This is a genomic window from Pseudomonas sp. HY7a-MNA-CIBAN-0227 (assembly GCF_040310325.1).
Taxonomy (GTDB): Bacteria; Pseudomonadota; Gammaproteobacteria; order Pseudomonadales; family Pseudomonadaceae; genus Aquipseudomonas.
This window is the reverse complement of sequence record NZ_JBEOPT010000004.1, coordinates 197,007-215,952: the sequence shown is the minus strand read 5'-3', so window position 1 is coordinate 215,952 and position 18,946 is coordinate 197,007. Positions and strand designations below refer to the sequence as shown.

The 18,946-nt window shown below is 58.8% G+C and carries 15 protein-coding genes and 1 pseudogene; 9 read left to right on the top strand and 7 right to left on the bottom strand.

From position 1 onward, the window contains the following. Window positions 1–170: 170 nt before the first annotated feature. Entirely contained in the window at window positions 171–2,621 is a 2,451-nt protein-coding gene (locus tag AAEZ06_RS09065) for a glycogen/starch/alpha-glucan phosphorylase (RefSeq protein WP_149411303.1), read from the bottom strand. A 223-nt stretch (window positions 2,622–2,844) separates the two neighbouring features. Here AAEZ06_RS09065 and AAEZ06_RS09060 point away from each other — a divergent pair, with 223 nt between their 5' ends. Beyond that, on the top strand, window positions 2,845–3,279 hold the full coding sequence (locus AAEZ06_RS09060) for a YkgJ family cysteine cluster protein (RefSeq protein ID WP_350613958.1): 435 nt from the start codon (window positions 2,845–2,847) through the stop codon (window positions 3,277–3,279). Between the two features lie 113 nt (window positions 3,280–3,392). Here the strand turns inward: AAEZ06_RS09060 and typA are convergent, their stop codons facing one another. Together typA and thiI are read right to left on the bottom strand one after the other, a co-directional pair. Next, window positions 3,393–5,213, bottom strand: a complete 1,821-nt coding sequence (gene typA, locus AAEZ06_RS09055; protein WP_133101267.1) for a translational GTPase TypA — start codon at window positions 5,211–5,213, stop codon at window positions 3,393–3,395. A gap of 139 nt (window positions 5,214–5,352) precedes the next feature. Next, window positions 5,353–6,807: a tRNA uracil 4-sulfurtransferase ThiI gene (gene thiI / locus AAEZ06_RS09050; protein ID WP_149411304.1), complete on the bottom strand. Its 1,455-nt coding sequence runs from the start codon at window positions 6,805–6,807 to the stop codon at window positions 5,353–5,355. 333 nt (window positions 6,808–7,140) lie between these two features. Between thiI and glnA the strand changes: the two genes are divergently transcribed. From glnA to ntrC, 4 genes and pseudogenes are all read left to right on the top strand, one after another. Next, window positions 7,141–8,547, top strand: a complete 1,407-nt coding sequence (gene glnA, locus AAEZ06_RS09045; protein ID WP_149411305.1) for a glutamate--ammonia ligase — start codon at window positions 7,141–7,143, stop codon at window positions 8,545–8,547. Window positions 8,548–8,694: 147 nt separating this feature from the next. After that, window positions 8,695–9,131 (top strand): annotated as a pseudogene (locus AAEZ06_RS09040) (chorismate mutase); the annotation flags it as partial. Window positions 9,132–9,382: 251 nt separating this feature from the next. Beyond that, window positions 9,383–10,468, top strand: a complete 1,086-nt coding sequence (gene glnL / locus AAEZ06_RS09035; RefSeq protein ID WP_149411306.1) for a nitrogen regulation protein NR(II) — start codon at window positions 9,383–9,385, stop codon at window positions 10,466–10,468. Next, window positions 10,465–11,901 carry a nitrogen regulation protein NR(I) gene (ntrC, locus tag AAEZ06_RS09030; RefSeq protein ID WP_149411307.1) on the top strand — a complete coding sequence of 479 codons (1,437 nt, stop codon included), beginning with the start codon at window positions 10,465–10,467 and terminating at the stop codon, window positions 11,899–11,901. Before glnL ends, ntrC begins: the two co-directional genes overlap by 4 nt. A gap of 468 nt (window positions 11,902–12,369) precedes the next feature. Here the strand turns inward: ntrC and AAEZ06_RS09025 are convergent, their stop codons facing one another. After that, complete coding sequence (locus AAEZ06_RS09025) at window positions 12,370–12,810, bottom strand: hypothetical protein (protein WP_149411308.1); 441 nt, start codon at window positions 12,808–12,810, stop codon at window positions 12,370–12,372. Between AAEZ06_RS09025 and AAEZ06_RS09020 the strand changes: the two genes are divergently transcribed. Continuing rightward, entirely contained in the window at window positions 12,809–13,264 is a 456-nt protein-coding gene (locus AAEZ06_RS09020; protein ID WP_149411309.1) for a tRNA (cytidine(34)-2'-O)-methyltransferase, read from the top strand. The two genes, AAEZ06_RS09025 and AAEZ06_RS09020, sit on opposite strands and share 2 nt — an antisense overlap. A 43-nt stretch (window positions 13,265–13,307) precedes the next feature. Here the strand turns inward: AAEZ06_RS09020 and secB are convergent, their stop codons facing one another. The 3 genes from secB to AAEZ06_RS09005 are packed head-to-tail and all read right to left on the bottom strand — an operon-like array spanning window position 13,308 to window position 14,505. After that, window positions 13,308–13,793, bottom strand: coding sequence for a protein-export chaperone SecB (secB, locus tag AAEZ06_RS09015; protein WP_133101259.1), 486 nt, complete (start codon window positions 13,791–13,793; stop codon window positions 13,308–13,310). A 42-nt stretch (window positions 13,794–13,835) separates the two neighbouring features. Continuing rightward, window positions 13,836–14,090 (bottom strand): glutaredoxin 3, encoded by a 255-nt coding sequence (grxC, locus tag AAEZ06_RS09010; protein ID WP_133101258.1) that lies wholly within the window; start codon window positions 14,088–14,090, stop codon window positions 13,836–13,838. Window position 14,091: 1 nt separating this feature from the next. Further along, window positions 14,092–14,505, bottom strand: coding sequence for a rhodanese-like domain-containing protein (locus AAEZ06_RS09005; RefSeq protein WP_149411310.1), 414 nt, complete (start codon window positions 14,503–14,505; stop codon window positions 14,092–14,094). Window positions 14,506–14,656: 151 nt separating this feature from the next. On the opposite strand from AAEZ06_RS09005, the gene gpmI reads away from it, so the two are divergent. The 3 genes from gpmI (at window position 14,657) to AAEZ06_RS08990 (ending at window position 18,946) form a co-directional block, all read left to right on the top strand. Beyond that, a complete protein-coding gene (gene gpmI / locus AAEZ06_RS09000; protein WP_350613952.1) occupies window positions 14,657–16,183 on the top strand; it encodes a 2,3-bisphosphoglycerate-independent phosphoglycerate mutase in 1,527 nt (508 codons plus the stop codon). A gap of 137 nt (window positions 16,184–16,320) precedes the next feature. Next, complete coding sequence (locus tag AAEZ06_RS08995; RefSeq protein WP_350613951.1) at window positions 16,321–17,607, top strand: murein hydrolase activator EnvC family protein; 1,287 nt, start codon at window positions 16,321–16,323, stop codon at window positions 17,605–17,607. 31 nt (window positions 17,608–17,638) lie between these two features. Beyond that, window positions 17,639–18,946, top strand: coding sequence for a S41 family peptidase (locus AAEZ06_RS08990; protein ID WP_149411313.1), 1,308 nt, complete (start codon window positions 17,639–17,641; stop codon window positions 18,944–18,946).

Here is an 18,946-nt window from a genome sequence, read left to right as displayed (position 1 = left end):
GGTCGATATCCCTAAGCAGCCCGAGGCGGGCAAAGCTGGCGCTTAGTATATCTGTAGGAGCGAGCTTGCTCGCGAAGAACCTGAGGACGACACGTTTATTCAGAATGCACGCATAATCGTTAACGTTTTTCGCGAGCAAGAACTAGGCGTCCCCTCGCTCCACAAGGAGGCTAATCCAACGCTTTCCAGATATCTGTTGCGTACTCCCTGATGGTCCGGTCGGATGAGAACCAGCCCATCCGCGAGGTATTAAGCACCGCCGAGCGCCACCATTCCTTGGAGTCGTGCCAATGGGCCTCGACTCGCGCCTGAGCATCCCAATAGGAATCGAAGTCGGCGCATACCAGGAAGCGGTCGTAGTCGATCAAAGAATCGATCAAGCCGGCATAACGACCCGGATCATCCGGCGAGAATACCCCGCCACGGATCGCTTGCAGCACATCGCTCAAGCGATGGGACGCGGCAATTTCCGGCCCTGCGCTGAACTCGCCGGCGTGTTTGCGCGCTTCTACCTGCTGGGCGCTGAGGCCGAAGATAAACATGTGTTCGGCACCCACACGCTCGTGCATCTCGACGTTGGCACCATCCATCGTGCCGATGGTCAGCGCGCCGTTGAGGCCAAACTTCATGTTACTGGTGCCCGACGCCTCGAAGCCGGCGGTGGATATCTGCTCCGACAGGTCGGCAGCGGGAATGATGCTTTCCGCCAGGCTGACGTTGTAGTTGGGCAGGAACACCACCTTGAGCAGGCCGCGCACGGTCGGGTCGTTGTTGACGGTACGGGCGATGTCGTTGGTCAGCTTGATGATCAACTTGGCCTGGTGATAACTGGCCGCCGCCTTGCCGGCGAAGATCTTCACCCGTGGCACCCAGTCGGTTTCCGGCTCGGCACGGATCGCCTGGTACAGAGCGACGGTGTGCAGCAGGTTCAACAGTTGGCGCTTGTATTCGTGGATGCGCTTGACCTGCACATCGAACATCGCCGCCGGGTTGACCGAAATCCCCAGGCGCTCATGAATGATGTCGGCCAATGCCCTTTTACTGTGCAGGCGCTGTTCGGCGAAGGCTTTGCGAAACGCTTGTTTCTCGGCGAAGGTTTCCAACTCCACCAGGCGCTGCTCGCAAGTGTCGAGAATGTCCGGGCCTAATGCCTCGACCAACATCGCCGTGAGCTTGGGGTTGGCCTGGTACAACCAGCGGCGAAAGGTGATGCCGTTGGTCTTGTTGTTGATCCGGTCCGGGTAAAGCTTGTGCATCTCGGAAAACACCGTGCTGCGCATCAATTGCGTGTGCAAACCGGATACGCCATTAACGCTGTGGGAGCCCAGAAACGCCAGGTTGCCCATGCGCACGCGGCGGCCGTTGTCTTCTTCGATCAGTGAGACAGCGCGCAGCACGTCGAAATCGTGGATGCCCTTGGCCCGCAGCGAGTCGATGTGCTGGGCGTTGATCAGGTAAATGATCTGCATGTGCCGAGGCAGCATGCGTTCCATCAGGCCCACGGGCCAGGTTTCCAGGGCTTCGGGAAGCAAGGTATGGTTGGTGTAAGACAGCGTTTCGACGGTGACCTGCCAGGCCGCATCCCAGGCTATGTCGTGCAAGTCCACCAGTTGGCGCATCAGCTCGGCCACGGCGATGGACGGGTGGGTGTCATTGAGTTGGATCGCCGCGTGTTCGCCCAGGCTCAGTACCGAGCCGTGCATGTTCTTGTGGCGGCGCAGCAGGTCCTGCAGCGAGGCGGAGACGAAAAAGTATTCCTGGCGCAGGCGCAGTTCCTGCCCCGCCTCGGTGCTGTCTGCCGGGTAGAGCACTCGGGAGATGCTTTCGGCCCGCGCCACTTCAGCGACAGCACCCAGGTGGTCGCCCGCGTTGAAGCGCTCAAGGTGCAAATCTTCCACCGCTCGCGCACGCCACAGCCTCAGGGTGTTGACGCTGGCACCACGCCAGCCGACCACTGGCGTGTCGTAAGCCACCGCGCGCACGGTCTCATTGGGCGACCAGACCTGGATCGACTTGCCGGACGCGTCCAGCACCGTTTCCACGCTGCCACCAAAACCAATGGGGTAAATCACTTCCGCCCGCTCGAACTCCCAAGGGTTGCCAAAATCCAGCCAGCGCTCGGTCTGTTCCTGCTGCCAGCCATCGACAATCGCCTGGCGGAACAAGCCGTGTTCATAACGAATGCCATAACCGTGGCCAGCAATGCCCAGGGTCGACATGCTTTCCATAAAGCACGCCGCCAGACGGCCAAGACCACCGTTGCCAAGGGCCGCATCGGGCTCCAGCAGGCGAATGCGCTCCATGTCCACGCCCAACTCGCTCATCGCTTCGCGCGCCACGTCCAGCAGGCCGAGGTTGCTCAGGCTATCGTAGAGCAGGCGGCCGATAAGGAATTCGAGGGAGAGGTAATAGACCCGCTTCTGGCCCTTGCGGTAAATGTTGCGGGTGTGATCCATCCAGTGTTCCACCATATGGTCCCGGGCAGCCAGGGCAATGGCTTCAAACCAGTCATGATCGAACGCGTGATCCGGGTCCTTGCCCACCGCGTAGGTGAGTTTGGTCAAGACAGCATCGCGGAATGCGGCTACCTCTGCTTCTCGTACAAGCGGTTCCTGAGACATTGATGCGACCTCGGGCGAGATAGAAGGAGTTGCTAGAGCCTAGTCGGTCTGACCCACCGCAGACGCTCTGGTTCGGCAGTTTTTTCATTCATTCGCATTTACCGAAAAGGATGCAGGGGCCGTGCCCGAACGCCCTTTGAGCCGAAAGCTTCGAAATATTGTTCAAAAAACCACCAATCCCGGTATGATCCCGCGCCCGGACAAAGCCCCTCTTGGAAACCTGATGAAGCCTCAACTGATTGCCGCCGCCGAACTCGACCGTCTCGAGACTTGGCAGAAGTACTCCAGCCATATGTGCGGCGGCTGCGTGTCCAGCTGCTGCACTCTGCCAGTTGAGGTGAAGATCAAGGATTTGATCCGCATTGGCATCGTCGATGAGTTCGAGCGCGGTGATCCGCCAAAGAACATCGCCAAGCGTTTGCAGAAGGAAGGGATCGTCGAGCGCTATAACCAGAAGTCCGAGATCTTCACCCTGCAGCGCATGAGCAATAACGATTGCCTGTACCTGGATCGTAAAAGCCGCTTTTGTACTATTTATGACAAGCGCCCGGATACTTGCCGCAATCACCCCAAGATTGGCCCGCGGCCTGGGTATTGTGCGTACAAGCCCAAGGAAGTGGTGCGCGATATCAAGGTTCGGGTTCTGGAAAAGTTCTAAACCGATACCTTGTGGCGAGGGAGCAAGGTATTCACCGACCATAAAGCCCAGACAAACAAAAACGCCCCCGACCTTGCGGTCGGGGGCGTTTTTTTGCCCGCTAACTAAATAACTTAGTTACCGGACTTCTTCGCAGCGCGGGTACGCTCGCTTTCGCCCAGGATCTTCTTGCGAAGACGGATGGACTTAGGAGTGACTTCGCACAATTCGTCTTCTTGAACGAATTCCAGAGCCTGCTCCAGGGTGAAGCGGATAGGCGGAACCAGAGCGATGGTTTCGTCTTTACCCGAAGCACGCATGTTGTCGAGCTTCTTGCCTTTGGTTGGGTTAACGCCCAGGTCGTTGTCGCGGCTGTTGATGCCGACGATTTGACCTTCGTACACGTCTTCACCGTGACCCAGGAACAGTTTGCCGCGAGCTTGCAGGGTTTCCAGCGAGTAAGTCAGAGCCTTACCGGTAGCAACCGAAACCAGCACGCCGTTTTGACGGCCAGACATGTCGCCGGACTTCATCACGTCGTAACGGTCGAAGATCGAGGTCAGGATGCCTGCACCGGAGGTCAGGGTCAGGAACTCGTTACGGAAACCGATCAGGCCACGAGCTGGGATGTTGTACTCAAGACGCACACGGCCCTTGCCATCCGGAACCATGTTGGTCAGGTCGCCTTTACGGATACCGATCTGTTCCATGATCGCGCCCTGGGATTCTTCCGGCAGGTCGATGGTCACGTTTTCGTACGGTTCGTGCTTAACGCCGTCAACCAGACGAATGATCACTTCCGGACGACCAACACCCATTTCGAAGCCTTCGCGACGCATGGTTTCGATCAGTACCGAGAGGTGCAGCTCACCACGGCCGGAGACTTTGAACTTGTCGGCGGTATCGCCTTCTTCAACGCGCAGAGCAACGTTGAACAGCAATTCCTTGTCCAGACGTTCCTTGATGTTACGGCTGGTGACGAACTTGCCTTCTTTACCGCAGAAAGGTGAGTCGTTTACCTGGAAGGTCATCGAAACGGTTGGTTCGTCAACGGTCAGCGGCTTCATCGCTTCAACATTCAGTGGGTCGCACAGAGTGTCGGAGATGAACAGCTGGTCGAAGCCGCTGATGCAGACGATGTCGCCGGCAGCTGCTTCTTCAACGTCGATACGGTGCAGACCGTGGTGACCCATCAACTTCAGGATACGACCGTTACGGCGCTTGCCGTCCATGTCGATAGCCACAACTTGAGTGTTCGGCTTGACGCGACCACGAGCGATACGGCCAACGCCGATAACACCCAGGAAGCTGTTGTAGTCCAGTGCCGAGATTTGCATCTGGAACGGGCCGTCACGGTCAACTTGTGGAGCCGGGACGTGGTCAACAATGGCCTGATACAGCGGGGTCATGTCTTCAGCCATGTCGGTGTGTTCCAGACCGGCAATGCCGTTCAGGGCCGAGGCGTAGACAACTTTGAAGTCCAACTGTTCTTCGGTAGCACCAAGGTTGTCGAACAGGTCAAAAATCTGGTCCAGAACCCAGTCCGGACGTGCGCCTGGACGGTCAACCTTGTTGATCACCACGATTGGACGCAGGCCGGCTTCGAAAGCCTTCTTGGTCACGAAACGGGTTTGCGGCATAGGGCCGTCTTGAGCGTCAACCAGCAGCAGAACGGAGTCAACCATCGACATTACGCGTTCAACTTCGCCGCCGAAGTCGGCGTGGCCCGGGGTGTCCACGATGTTGATGTGGTAGCCGTTCCAGTTGATGGCGGTGTTTTTCGCCAAAATGGTAATACCGCGCTCTTTCTCCTGGTCGTTGGAGTCCATCACGCGCTCGTCGTTAAGCTCGTTGCGCTCCAGGGTGCCGGATTGACGCAAGAGTTTGTCTACCAGGGTGGTTTTACCATGGTCAACGTGAGCAATGATGGCGATGTTGCGTAGATTTTCGATCACTTGTGTATCTCGATCAGAGGATTCGGTGTGCTGACAGGTCGTGGCAGCGATTAACAGTAGAGTCAGGCCTTGCCGTTACAGCTTGACGGCAGAGTCGGGGGGCCGGTGACGCAGACCACAGGCGAACAGCCCCGGGCTCTTAGCTCGGTCGATAAACGCGCACATTGGCATGCCCCTCACTGAGCAAATGGTGGGCATGCAGGCGACTCATCACGCCTTTGTCGCAATACAACAGGTACTGACGGCTGTCATCCAGTTCCTTGAAACGTGCGTTCAATGCATAGAACGGCAACGTTTGTACGTCGATGCCAGCGATTTCCAGCGGCTCGTCCTCAGCAGCATCCGGGTGACGGATGTCGATGACGATGTGACCGGCTAGAGCCTCGCTGACTTCTTCGATCTGCAAATCCTGGCCCAACTCGTCGATTACGCGATCGATCGGCACCAGTTTAGCGTTCTCAAGCGCACGCTCGAGAATCGCCATATCAAACTGTTGTTCTTCGTACTCCACGCGGTTGCGCTTGGCGTGGGTCTTGGGGTTCACCGAAATGACCCCGCAGTATTCCGGCATGTGCTTGGCGAAATCCGCCGTGCCGATCTGGGTCGCCAGGTCGATGATGTCCTGCTTGTGACTGGCGATCAGCGGGCGCAACACCAGCTTTTCGGTCACAGAGTCTATCAACGACAGGTTTGGCAGGGTCTGGCTGGACACCTGGGAAATCACTTCACCGGTAACCAGTGCATCGATTTCCAGCCGATCCGCGATTCGGGACGCAGCACGCAACATCATACGCTTCAATACTACGCCCATATGACTGTTATCGACTTTCCCGAGAATTTCTCCCAGGACTTCCTCGAAAGGAACGCTGACAAACAGCACACGCTGGGAGCTGCCGTATTTTTTCCAGATGTAATGCGCGACTTCCATCACGCCCAGTTCATGTGCACGCCCGCCCAGGTTAAAGAAGCAGAAGTGGCTCATAAGCCCGCGCCGCATGATCTGGTAGGCCGCCACCGTGGAATCGAAACCGCCAGACATCAATACCAGGGTCTGTTCCAGGGCGCCCAGCGGGTAACCGCCGATGCTGTCGTGCTGGCTGTGAATCACAAACAACCGTTGGTCGCGAATTTCCATCCGCACTTCGATTTGCGGCTCTTTCAGGGAAATTCCGGCGGCGCCGCACTGACGACGCAGCTGGCTGCCAACGTATTTCTCGACATCCATGGAGCTGAAGGTGTGCTTGCCAGCACGCTTGCAACGCACGGAAAAAACCTTGCCCGCCAACACATCGCCGTAGTGCTGCTTGCACTTGGCCGTGATGTCGTCGAAGTCGCCCAGCGGGTACTCGTCGACCTGCAGGAAATGCGCGATGCCCGGCACACAGCTCAGGCGCTCGGTCATGTCCTTCAAGGCTTTTGGGTCTGTAATGCGGGTTTCCAGTTCGATATTGTCCCACACACCGCTCACCACCACCGCCGGGTCCAGATCGCGGAGCACGGCACGGATATTTTTGGCCAATTGACGGATGAAACGCATCCGTACCGGTCGGCTCTTGATGATGATCTCAGGGAAGACTTTAACGATTAATTTCATGAAAACAGTGCGCGCAGGCCCAGCCGAAAAAGGGGGGCGCGGATTATAGCGGAAATCGCTCAAGGTTTAACCAGTTAATATGCAGCCGGCTTTTAGCGCACCAAATAAGTGCATTTGTGATTTCATGCGCTACATTGCAGTGCGTTATTTCCCCCCGCTTTGGCCCTTTGCACCTTTATAGGGGCCTTTTTGAGGTAAAAAAACCATGGCGGGGCACTGGCATGCAATTTGCTCTCTTGTGAGGCAGGTTGCCTTGGCAGAGTATTCGCGCCGGCATCACCCACATTTAAGGGCTAACTCCACTACCCAGCCCGAAGCCACCCGGAGGACACTATGTCGAAGTCGGTTCAACTCATCAAAGATCATGACGTCAAATGGATTGATCTGCGCTTCACGGACACCAAAGGCACTCAGCACCACGTGACCATGCCGGCTCGCGACGCGCTGGATGACGCCTTCTTCGAAGAAGGCAAAATGTTCGACGGCTCCTCCATTGCTGGCTGGAAAGGCATTGAAGCTTCCGACATGATCCTGATGCCGGACGACAGCACCGCCGTACTCGACCCGTTCACCGAAGAGCCAACCCTGATCCTGGTTTGCGACGTGATCGAGCCTTCGACCATGCAAGGCTATGACCGTGACCCACGTGCGATCGCCAAGCGTGCCGAGGAATACCTGAAGTCGACCGGTATCGGTGACACCGTATTCGTAGGCCCGGAGCCAGAATTCTTCATTTTCGACCAAGTGAAGTTCAAGTCCGACATCTCGGGCTCGATGTTCAAGATCTACTCCGAACAAGGTTCGTGGATGTCCGACCAGGACGTGGAAGGCGGCAACAAAGGCCACCGTCCAGGCGTCAAAGGCGGCTACTTCCCGGTTCCGCCGTTCGACCACGACCACGAAATCCGTACCTCCATGTGCAACGCCATGGAAGAAATGGGCCTGGTCATCGAAGTTCACCACCACGAAGTGGCAACTGCCGGCCAGAACGAAATCGGTGTGAAGTTCAACACCCTGGTTGCCAAGGCTGACGAAGTTCAGACCCTGAAGTACTGCGTACACAACGTGGCTGATGCCTACGGCCGTACCGCTACCTTCATGCCTAAGCCGCTATACGGCGATAACGGTTCGGGTATGCACGTTCACCTGTCCATCGCCAAAGATGGCAAGAACACCTTCGCTGGCGAAGGTTATGCCGGCCTGTCTGACACTGCCCTGTACTTCATCGGCGGCATCATCAAGCACGGTAAGGCCCTGAACGGCTTCACCAACCCGTCGACCAACTCCTACAAGCGTCTGGTCCCAGGTTTCGAAGCTCCAGTAATGCTGGCCTACTCGGCTCGCAACCGTTCCGCTTCGATCCGTATTCCTTACGTGTCCAGCCCTCGCGCTCGCCGTATCGAAGCTCGCTTCCCGGATCCAGCAGCCAACCCATACCTGGCCTTCGCTGCCCTGGTAATGGCCGGCCTGGACGGTATCCAGAACAAGATCCACCCAGGCGACGCCGCCGACAAAAACTTGTACGACCTGCCGCCTGAAGAGGCCAAAGAGATCCCACAAGTGTGCGGCAGCCTGAAAGAAGCCCTGGAAGAGTTGGACAAGGGCCGTGCGTTCCTGACCAAAGGCGGCGTGTTCAGCGACGACTTTATCGATGCCTACATCGCCCTGAAAAGCGAAGAAGAAATCAAGGTCCGTACCTTCGTACACCCACTGGAATATGAGCTGTACTACAGCTGCTGATCCGGTAGCGCTGCTTAACGTGGCGTGACGAAAAAAGGCCTCCTTCGGGAGGTCTTTTTTTTGCCCGAAAACCCTGTGGGAGCAGGCTTGCCCACGAAAAACTCAAGGACGCCGCATTTCTTCAATATTTACGCGTTATCGTTAACGACCATCGCGCCACTGCTCGACAGCATCGCCGAACGTCTGGCGATTGCCGACCAGGTGGCCTTGAGCAAATGGGACAGCCACAAGCCCGTCGAGGACCGTCCACGGGAGCAGGCTACAAACTGGCGCCGGCGCAGGCCGAGCAATTTTTCTCGGCACAGATTGAGGCGAACAAACTGGTGCAGTACGCCCACTTGTCCGATTGGCAGTTGCAGGGCAACGCGCCCAACGCGCCGCGTCCGGACTTGGTCGGGCAGATTCGCCCGCAACTGGATCAACTGCAAAAGCGCCTGCTGCAACAACTGGCAGACTTCACCCCCCAGCGTAGCGATCCACAATGCCCACAGTGGCTGGCAAAGGCTGTTCATCAACCCCTTGATCCATTACGGCAACTGGCAATGATCCGCGCCACCGCGCAATTGTGTATCTACAAAGGATAAGTACCCGTAGACACCTCATGCAGCCCTCACAAAATCGCACTATATTGGTGCGATGCCCTGCACTCTTCCCACATGACCAGCCCATTTTGGTTCGAAACTTCCCGCCTAGGTTGGCAGAACGCTACAGTTTCGCGCCTTAAACCCTTATTTCAGGGCTTTAACGCTTCTTTTCGGAGCCTTGGTTTGGTTTTTGCATTTTCCTTGTATCAGCGCATGCCTCAAGCCTGCGCCTTGCTCCAAAAGAGGTCCTAATGACCATCAGCGACGCACTGCACCGTTTGCTACTCGACAACCTGACCACCGCGACCATCCTGCTCAACGACGAACTGCGTCTTGAGTACATGAACCCCGCGGCAGAGATGCTGCTGGCCATCAGCGGTCAGCGCAGCCATGGGCAGTTCATCAGCGAATTGTTCACTGAGTCGGCTGAGGCCCTGAGTTCCTTGCGTCAGGCCGTGGAGCAGGCGCACCCGTTCACCAAACGCGAAGCGATGCTCACCGCCCTCACCGGCCAGACCCTGACGGTCGACTACGCGGTTACACCCATCCTGAGCAACGGCACTACCTTGCTGCTGCTGGAAGTCCATCCTCGTGACCGCCTGCTGCGGATCACCAAGGAGGAGGCGCAACTGTCCAAGCAGGAAACCAGCAAAATGCTGGTGCGCGGCCTGGCCCATGAGATCAAAAACCCACTGGGCGGGATTCGCGGGGCCGCACAGTTGCTGGCCCGTGAGCTGCCGGACGAGAGCCTCAAGGACTACACCAACGTCATCATCGAAGAGGCTGACCGTCTGCGTAACCTGGTGGACCGCATGCTCGGCTCCAACAAGCTACCGTCGCTTGCGATGACCAACGTCCATGAAGTGCTGGAGCGCGTCTGCCATCTGGTAGAAGCTGAAAGCCAGGGCTGCATCACCTTGGTGCGCGACTATGACCCGAGTATTCCCGACGTCTTGATCGACCGCGAACAGATGATCCAGGCGGTGCTCAATATCGTGCGCAACGCCATGCAGGCCATCAGCAGCCAGAACGAGCTGCGCCTGGGCCGCATCAGCCTGCGCACCCGCGCCCTGCGCCAGTTCACCATCGGCCATGTGCGCCATCGCCTGGTGACCAAGGTCGAGATCATCGACAACGGTCCAGGCATTCCTGCCCAATTGCAGGAAACCATCTTCTTCCCCATGGTCAGCGGCCGCCCGGACGGTACCGGGCTGGGCCTGGCCATTACCCAGAACATCATCAGCCAGCACCAGGGCCTGATCGAATGTGAAAGCCATCCTGGCCACACCACGTTCTCGATCTTCCTGCCACTGGAACAAGGAGCCCCATCGACATGAGCCGTAGTGAAACTGTCTGGATCGTCGATGACGACCGCTCCATCCGCTGGGTCCTTGAGAAAGCCTTGCAACAGGAAGGCATGACCACCCAGAGCTTCGACAGCGCCGACGGGGTGATGAGCCGCCTGGTCCGCCAACAGCCCGACGTGATCATCTCCGACATCCGCATGCCCGGCGCCAGTGGCCTGGACTTGCTGGCGCGAATTCGCGAGCAGCACCCGCGCTTGCCGGTGATCATCATGACCGCGCATTCGGACCTGGACAGCGCTGTCGCCTCCTATCAGGGCGGCGCCTTTGAATACCTGCCCAAGCCGTTTGACGTCGACGAAGCCGTCGCGCTGGTCAAGCGCGCCAACCAGCACGCCCAGGAACAGCAAGGCCAAGAGGTTGTGCCAACCCTGACCCGCACCCCGGAAATCATCGGTGAAGCGCCGGCAATGCAGGAAGTGTTTCGCGCCATCGGGCGCTTGAGCCATTCCAACATCACCGTGCTGATCAACGGCGAGTCCGGTACCGGTAAAGAACTGGTGGCCCACGCCCTGCACCGGCACAGCCCACGGGCGGCTTCGCCGTTCATCGCCTTGAACATGGCGGCGATCCCGAAGGACTTGATGGAGTCCGAGCTGTTCGGCCATGAAAAAGGCGCGTTCACAGGTGCGGCCAACCTGCGTCGTGGCCGTTTTGAACAGGCGGATGGCGGCACGCTGTTTCTCGATGAAATCGGCGACATGCCGGCCGATACCCAGACCCGCTTGCTGCGAGTATTGGCGGACGGCGAGTTCTATCGGGTCGGCGGGCATACGCCGGTCAAGGTCGATGTGCGGATCATCGCCGCGACTCACCAAAACCTGGAAGCCCTGGTGCAGGCCGGGAAATTCCGTGAAGACTTGTTCCACCGCCTCAACGTGATCCGCATCCATATCCCACGGATGTCGGACCGCCGCGAAGACATCCCGACCCTGGCCCGCCACTTCCTCGCCCGCGCCGCGCAGGAGCTGGCAGTCGAACCGAAGCTGCTGAAGACCGAAACCGAGGAATACCTGAAGAACCTGCCATGGCCGGGCAACGTGCGTCAGCTGGAAAACACCTGCCGCTGGATCACGGTGATGGCGTCCGGGCGCGAAGTGCACATCAGCGACCTGCCGCCGGAACTGCTGAGCCTACCGCAGGATTCAGCACCCGTGACCAACTGGGAGCAGGCGCTGCGCCAATGGGCTGACCAGGCGCTGGCACGCGGCCAGTCGAACCTGCTGGACAGTGCCGTGCCGGCCTTTGAGCGGATCATGATCGAAACCGCCCTCAAGCATACTGCCGGCCGCCGTCGCGACGCCGCCGTATTGCTGGGTTGGGGCCGCAATACCTTGACCCGCAAGATCAAGGAGCTGGGGATGAAGGTCGATGGCGGGGATGATGACGAGGGCGACGAGGGCTGATTTGCGCCCTCCAACACACCGAAGATCCAGTGTGGAGCCGGGCTTGCCCGCGATCAAAACGTGCACCGCTTCAATGCACCACGATCCAGCACCGCGCACAAACCCCAGGCGTTAAACGCCTGCACTGCTTAAAAACTCTTAAGCGCTGAAAACGCAAAAGCCCCGTAACCCGGGGCTTTTCGCTTCTTGCTGAGTTTTTTTGGCACACCTGAACAACGTTGGCACGCCCCCTGCAATACCTCTATCACTACCCAGTTTCGGGGACCTTGGTACAGGCAGGCCGAGAATCCCCTTCTTTACATCCGGGGTGCTTGATGCGATCCGCGTCGCGCTTCAAACCGTTTTGGGAGCCCTGGTACAGGCAGGCCGGGAACTCCCTTCTTTACACCCGGGGCTTATGAGGCGACTCGCCCGTAGCCCCAGCCCGTTTTGGGAACCTTGGTACAGGCAGGCCGGGGATTCCCTCTTTTATTGCTCCTGGAGATGGATCTTGAGCCGCCAGCGGCCATCGACCTTCTCTCCCGACCATTCACCGCGCAATGGCCGAGCCGCCACCAGGTTCAGCAGCAAGCCACCGTCGGTCTTGCGTACCCGCCAGTTCACATCCTTGTCGCTGACCTTCAGTTGTCCGCCCTGAGCCTTGCCCAGCGCGTCGAACAACAGCGCCACGGTGCCATCAATGTGTTCGCCATGGAGCTTGGGTTCGCTGTTGAACCATACCAGCAGACCATCGGCCGTCGGCTCCACCTGTTGCAGCTCAACAGGGTCCGCAGTGGTCAAACGACCAATCATCAAACCCACCATCAACCCGACAATCGCCAACGAACCCAAAACCCGTGGCAATAGCTTCGGCCTGGGATCTTCTTCAGGGGTAGAATGCAGCGCATCTTTGCCTTCGGAGCCGTGCATGTTTCACGTCATCCTTTTTCAACCAGAAATTCCGCCGAATACCGGCAACGTTATCAGGCTGTGCGCCAACAGTGGCTGCCACCTGCATTTGATCGAACCCTTGGGCTTTGACATGGACGACAAGCGCCTGCGTCGGGCGGGCCTGGACTACCACGAGTACGCCACCCTGCAACGCCACGCAGACCTCGCCAGCTGCCTGGAAAGCCTGAACCATCCGCGACTGTTCGCCTTCACCACCAAGGGCTCGCGGCCATTTCATGATGCCAGCTTTGCCGAAGGCGATGCCTTCCTGTTCGGCCCGGAAAGCCGGGGCCTGCCGGCGGACGTGCTCGACGCCCTGCCCGATGGCCATCGCCTGCGTCTGCCGATGCGCGAAGGCTGCCGCAGCCTGAACCTGTCCAACACCGTAGCCATCGCCGTCTACGAAGGTTGGCGGCAGTTGGGCTTCAAATAAAAAAAGCGCCGGCAACGGCGCTTTTTTTGGCTGCATCGACGTATTACTGAACCGTCGGCGAGCCTTCCTGTTGCATGCGCTGCAGCTCTTGCGCATACAGGGCATCGAAGTTCACCGGAGCCAGCATCAACGCCGGGAACGAGCCACGGGTGACCAGGCTGTCCAGGGTTTCTCGGGCATACGGGAACAGGATATTCGGGCAGAACGCGCCCAGGGTGTGGCTCATGGATGCTTCGTCCAGACCCTGGATCAGGAAGATACCGGCCTGTTGCACTTCAGCGATGAAGGCTACTTCTTCGCCATTCTTGACGGTGACCGACAGGGTCAGTACGACTTCGTGGAAGTCGCCTTCCAGTGCCTTTTGACGGGTGTTCAGATCCAGGCCGACGCTTGGCGTCCACTCCTGGCGGAAGATCGCCGGGCTTTTTGGCGCTTCGAACGACAAGTCACGCACGTAGATGCGCTGCAGGGAAAATTGTGGGCCTTGAGCCTCTTCTGCTGCCGCTTCGGTGTTCTGTTGGTCAGTCATCGCAGATCCTTCTTGATCTTGGGGTCTTTTAGGGTTTAGGAGTCAGACGTGAAGCAGCGCATCCAATTTACCAGCGCTCTCCAGGGCGAACAGGTCGTCGCATCCACCGATGTGCCGGGCGCCGATCCAGATTTGCGGCACGGACGTGCGTCCCGCTTTCTGGACCATTTCGGCGCGCACCTGTGGCTTGCCATCGACCTTGATCTCTTCGAAGGCAACGCCCTTCTTTTCCAGCAAGGCCTTGGCCCGCATGCAGTAAGGGCACCAATCGCTGGAATACACGACAACCTGGCTCATATCACTTCACCAATGGCAGGTTATCGGCGCGCCAACTGGAGATACCGCCCGACAGCTTGGCGGCGGTGAGACCGGATTTCAGCATCTCGCGGGCGTGACCACCGGAGTGCTGGCCCTGGGCGTCGACCAGGATGATGGTCTTGTCCTTGTGCTTTTGCAGTTCGCCGAGGCGTGCAATCAGCTTGTCCTGGGGAATGTTCAGCGCGCCAACAATGTGACCGGCGGCGAAATCCTTGGCCGGACGAATGTCGACCACAACGCCCTCATCCTTGTTGACCAGCGCGGTCAGCTCAGCAGTACTGAGGCTGCGGCCACCGCGGCTCATTTCGTGAGCGATCAGCAGCGCCAGCAATATGACGAAGGCACCGACGAGCAAATAGTGGGAAGTGGCGAATGCAATCAGGTGATCAACCATCAAGGAGGTTCCAGGGCGTTAAAATGGCGGTAAGTATACACAGCCACCATGGCCGGCCAACCCCCGTAAAGCGGTGACGCCACCGGAACTTCGCTTTAAACTGCCACTCCCTTTTCAATTGCCTTCCTTTAATACCGCCGCGAGAGGATCTATGACTACCACGCCTAAACCTTTGGTCCTGATAATTCTCGATGGCTTCGGACACAGTGAAAGCCACCACGACAACGCCGTGTACTCGGCCAAAAAGCCTGTACTGGACCGTCTGAGCGCCACGGTGCCGAACGGCCTGATCTCGGGTTCGGGCATGGATGTAGGCCTGCCGGACGGTCAAATGGGCAATTCGGAAGTCGGCCATATGAACCTGGGCGCCGGACGAGTGGTATACCAGGACTTCACCCGAGTGACCAAATCCATCCGCGACGGTGAGTTCTTCGAGAACCCGACCATCTGCGCAGCGGTGGATAAAGCCGTCGCTGCCGGTAAAGCCGTGCATTTCATGGGCCTGCTGTCGGACGGTGGCGTACACAGTCATCAGGACCACCTCATCGCCATGGCCGAACTAGCCTTCAAGCGCGGCGCCGAAAAGATCTACCTGCACGCCTTCCTCGACGGCCGCGATACCCCACCGAAAAGCGCGCAATCGTCCATCGAACTGCTGGACGAAGCCTTCAAGACCCTCGGCAAGGGCCGTATTGCCAGCCTGGTAGGCCGTTACTTTGCCATGGACCGTGATAACCGCTGGGATCGCGTCTCCCAGGCTTACAACCTGATTGTCGACGGCAACGCCGAGTTCAACGCCGCCACCGCCCAGGAAGGCCTGGAAGCCGCCTATGCCCGTGGCGAGAGCGACGAGTTCGTCAAGGCCACCACCATCGGTGAGCCGGTCAAAGTGGAAGACGGCGACGCCGTAGTGTTCATGAACTTCCGCGCCGACCGCGCCCGTGAGCTGAGCCATGTGTTTGTCGATGAGCACTTCAAGGACTTCGAGCGCGCCCGTCAGCCAAAAGCCCACTTTGTCATGCTGACCCAATACGCCGCCAACATCCCGGCCCCGTCGGCTTTTGCCCCAGGCAGCCTGGAGAACGTGCTGGGTGATTACCTGGCAAAAAACGGCAAGACCCAACTGCGTATCGCCGAAACCGAGAAATACGCCCACGTGACCTTCTTCTTCTCCGGCGGTCGCGAAGAACCGTTCCCGGGCGAAGAACGCATCCTGATCCCGTCGCCAAAAGTCGCCACCTACGACTTGCAGCCGGAAATGAGCGCACCAGAAGTCACCGACAAGATCGTCGATGCCATCGAGCACCAGCGTTATGACGTGATCGTCGTCAACTACGCCAACGGCGACATGGTCGGCCACAGCGGCAACCTGGAAGCGGCAGTCAAAGCAGTGGAATGCCTGGACCTGTGCGTGGGTCGCATCGTCGAGGCACTGGAAAAAGTCGGCGGCGAAGCGCTGATCACCGCCGACCACGGCAACTGCGAGCAAATGTCCGACGAATCCACCGGCCAGGCACATACCGCCCACACCACCGAGCCAGTACCGTTCATCTACGTCGGCAAGCGCGACCTGAAAGTACGTGAAGGCGGCGTGTTGGCAGACGTGGCACCGACCATGCTGATGTTGATGGGGTTGGAGAAGCCGAAAGAGATGACTGGCACTTCGATATTGGTTTAACCGCAAAACCGACCGATGAAACCGCCATAAACGGCTTTTTATGACGAACGCCTCAAAGCAGTTGGCTTTGAGGCGTTTTTTTTGCAGCGCTTGGCGGGCATACTAGGCCGTCCCTTTCCCTGGTGTCGCCCGCCTCTATGCTTCGCGCCTTGCTTACCCTTGCTCTTGCCTGCCTGCTCCAACCGGCCTTTGCCGACGAGCGCGCGCAAACCCAACAACAGTTGGACGCCACGCGTCAGGACATTACTGAGCTGAAGAAACTCCTCGGCAAACTCCAGGAAGAAAAATCCGGCGTGCAGAAAGACCTGCGCGGTACGGAAACAGAGATGGGCAACCTGGAGAAGCAGGTCCAGGAGTTGCAAAAAGAACTAAAGAAGAGCGAGTCGGAACTGGAGCGGCTCGACGGTGAGAAAAAAAAACTCCAGAGCGCCCGCGTTGAACAGCAACACCTGATCGCGATCCAGGCCCGCGCCGCCTACCAGAACGGCCGCCAGGAATACCTCAAGATGCTGCTCAACCAGCAAAACCCGGAAAAATTCGCCCGCACCCTCACTTACTATGACTATCTGAGCAAGGCCCGCCTGGAGCAGTTGCAAAGCTTCAACGAGACCCTGCGCCAGCTGGCCAATGTCGAGCAGGAAATCGCCCAGCAACAGACGCAATTGCTGGAGCAGAAAAGCAGCCTCGACACCCAGCGCGATGAGCTGGACAAGGTCCGCAAGGAGCGCCAGCAGGCGCTGGCCAAGCTCAACAATGACGTGAAGGCCCGCGATGCCAAGCTACAGGCCCGTCAGCAAGACCAGGCCGACCTGGGTAAAGTACTGAAAACCATCGAGGAAACCCTGGCACGCCAGGCTCGTGAGGCTGAAGAGGCGCGGCAAAAAGCGCTGATCGCCCAGCAGGAAGCAGAAAAAAAGCGCCAGCGTGAGGCCGAGGCGGTCGCCACCGACGCCCCGCGTAAACCGGCGCGCGCAGCCCCTGGCCCACTGGTTTCCAGCGCAGGCGAATCCTTTGGCGGACCTTTTGCTTCAGCTCGCGGCAAACTTCCATGGCCAGTTGATGGTCGATTGCTTGCACGCTTTGGTCAAACCCGTGGCGATGACACCCGCACCAAGTGGGATGGCGTGATGATCAGTGCCTCCGCCGGCAGCCAGGTGCACGCCGTTCACGGTGGCCGCGTGGTGTTTGCCGATTGGCTGCGCGGCGCCGGTTTGCTGGTGATTCTTGACCACGGCAATGGCTATTTGAGCCTTTACGGCCACAATCAGACTTTGCTCAAAGCGGCAGGTGATGTTGTAAAAGCCGGTGAATCCATCTCCACTGTCGGTAACAGTGGTGGCCAGGATACCCCGGCGCTGTACTTCGCTATTCGTCAGCAGGGTCGCCCGAGCGACCCTGCACAATGGTGTCGCGCCCAAGGATAAGGGCCGTACCTACATTAGGAGTTCGTTCGACATGCTGCATTTGTCCCGCCTCACTTCGCTGGCCCTGACGATCGCTCTGGTGATCGGCGCGCCTTTGGCATTCGCCGACCAGACCGCTCAGACAGCCACGGCCGCGACCACCAAGGCACCGTTGCCGCTGGACGAATTGCGCACCTTTGCCGAGGTCATGGACCGGATCAAGGCAGCCTACGTCGAACCCGTGGACGACAAGACCCTGCTGGAAAATGCCATCAAGGGCATGCTCAGCAACCTCGACCCGCACTCCGCCTACCTGGGCCCGGAAGACTTTGCCGAGTTGCAGGAAAGCACCAGCGGCGAATTCGGTGGCCTGGGGATTGAAGTGGGCGCCGAGGACGGCGTCATCAAGGTGGTCTCGCCCATCGACGATACTCCCGCTTCCAAGGCCGGAATCCAGGCCGGCGACCTGATCGTCAAGATCAACGGCCAGCCGACCCGTGGCCAGACCATGACCGAAGCCGTCGACAAAATGCGTGGCAAGATCGGCCAGAAAATCACCCTGACCCTGGTGCGCGACGGCGGCACCCCGTTTGACGTGACCCTGGCGCGGGCGACCATCACGGTCAAGAGCGTGAAGAGCCAGTTGCTGGAATCGGGTTACGGTTACATCCGCATCACCCAGTTCCAAGTCAAGACCGGCGACGAAGTGGCCACGGCCCTGGCGAAGATGCGCAAGGACAACGGCAAGAAACTCAGCGGCATCGTCCTCGACCTGCGCAACAATCCAGGCGGCGTGCTGCAGTCGGCAGTGGAAGTGGTCGACCACTTCATCACCAAGGGCCTGATCGTCTACACCAAGGGCCGTATCGCCAACTCCGAACTGCGCTTCTCGGCCACCGGCAACGACCTGAGCGAAGGCGTGCCAATGGTGGTGCTGATCAACGGCGGCAGTGCCTCGGCTTCGGAAATCGTCGCCGGCGCCCTGCAAGACCAGAAACGCGGCGTACTGATGGGCACCACCAGCTTTGGCAAGGGTTCGGTACAAACCGTGCTGCCGCTGAACAACGAGCGCGCACTAAAGATCACCACGGCGCTGTACTACACGCCGAACGGGCGCTCGATCCAGGCCCAGGGCATCGTGCCGGACATCGAAGTGCGCAGGGCCAAGATCACCAACGAGCAGGACAGCGAGTACTTCAAGGAAGCCGACTTGCAGGGTCACCTGGGCAATGGCAACGGCGGTGCCGACCAGCCAACCGGCAGCGGTACCAAAGCCAAGCCGATGCCACAGGACGATGACTACCAGTTGGCCCAGGCCTTGAGCCTGCTCAAGGGCTTGAGCATCACCCGCAGCCGTTGA